At 70.2% G+C, this 1,737-nt stretch carries 1 protein-coding gene; it reads right to left on the reverse strand.

From position 1 onward, the window contains the following. On the reverse strand, positions 1 to 1,725 hold a 1,725-nt coding region (locus Voc01_RS52565; RefSeq protein ID WP_275423846.1), incomplete at its 3' end, for a lysophospholipid acyltransferase. Positions 1,726 to 1,737: the final 12 nt, after the last annotated feature.

Consider the following 1,737-nt stretch of genomic DNA (forward strand, 5'->3'; position numbering starts at 1 on the left):
GGCGACCACGTCGATGTTGTGCAGCGTGCGGAGGATTTCGTCGCGGAAGTCGGTGCGGCGTTTGTGCAGGTGCGGCGCTGTGGGGGTGAGTAGGTCGCGGTGGGCGGCCAGGCGCAGGGCGGGTTTGAACAGTTCCAGCGATACTGATTCTTCGCTGCCGAGGCGGCCCTGCATGGCCCATTGCCGGCCGACGCGTAGGCACTGGTCGAGGAGCGGGGTCTCTTCGACGGCTGTGTCTTCGTGTGCGGCGAGGCGGTCGGCGACGAGGTGGTAGGCGTCGAGGAACGGGCGTAGCACGAGTGGGGAGACCAGTGGGTTGGCGGCCTGCAGCCAGCGGCGGGCGTCGGCCGGGGTGAACTCGTGCAGGCCGGTGCCGGCGGTGGGGTCGATGACGGTGGGGTCGATGACGGTGGGGTCGATGACGGCGAGTTCGTGGGCCATTTCGGTGGCGAAGTCGCGGCGGCGGGCGAAGAAGAAGTCGAACTTGAGCAGGTCGCGTAGGCGTAGCGCCTCGGTGGTGGCGGTGGCCAGGGCGTCGGGACCGCCTTCGGTGGCGGCGACCAGGGACAGTTCCCCGATCGCCCGGTCGACGAGCATGTGGATGGCGGCGTTGCGGTAGAACGCGGCGACCAGGTGCTGGCCGGGGCGGATGTGCCAGACGGTGTCGGTGCCGCCGTCGTAGCAGGCCAGCACCCCGGAGGTGGACAGTTCCCGCAGCGTGCGGCCGATGGTGGCGCGGTCGGTGAGGTTCGCCGCGCCGGCGACCGGCCAGCCGCGTGAGGCGATGTAGCCGGCCATCGGCGCCACCGTGGCCAGGACCCCGTCGAGGGTCAGCGCCCGGTCGGCGGCCAGCATCGCCAGGCACACCACCGCCGTCGCGGTGACCGGGGTGGCCCGGTTGATCCGGTGGGAGGTGTCCAGCGCGACCCGTTCCACGATGTGCCGTCCGTCGGGGTCCTCGGCGCGTAGCTGCGCGAGGTGTTCGCGTAACGGCAGCGGCTCACCGAAGTCGAGGTAGGCCCGGCCGAGCCGCCGCGTCTGCTGCCGGGCGAAGTTGACCAGCCACCGCACGTCCTCGGGCCGTTTGCGTCCGCCGCGGGCCTCGGCGGTCATCAGCCCGACCTCGTGCAGCTGTTCGTAGACGATGGACACCGGCACGATCACCGCCTCGATGTCCGGTTCCGCCTCGACGGCGTCGACGACGTACCGCACGATCCCGTACGTCGGTGGGCGCAGCTTGCCGGTACGGGTGCGGCCACCCTCGATCGACCAGCTGAGGTTGCGGCGGTTGCGGATCAGCTGCCCGATGTAGGCACGCAGGGCGAGCTTGTAGACCGGCAGGTCCTGCGTCGAGCGGCGGATGTAGAGGATGCCCGAGCGGCGGGCCATCTGACCGACCGGGAAAAAGTTCAGGTTCGCCCCACCGAGGGTGAACGCCGGCTGAATATCGTGCCGGTCCAGCGCCAGCGGCACCGCCGCCCCGTCGAGATACGAGCGGTGGGAAAACAGGAACAGCAGCGAATACTCCCCGTCCAGCCGTCGCAGCCGCCGTACGGCCTCCTCATCGACGAGCAGGTCATGGGCCCGGAACATCCACCGGCTAAACCGCGACCAGCCACCCATCACCCGCGGGCTGTGCACCGCACCCATCTCCCGCAGATAACCAGCCGCCTCGGTCGCCACCCCACCCGCATCACGGCCCATCGACACCGCCAACTCCGCCAACCGCGCCGCGAA

The sequence above is a fragment of the Virgisporangium ochraceum genome, assembly GCF_016863655.1.
In the GTDB taxonomy this organism is placed as follows: domain Bacteria; phylum Actinomycetota; class Actinomycetes; order Mycobacteriales; family Micromonosporaceae; genus Virgisporangium; species Virgisporangium ochraceum.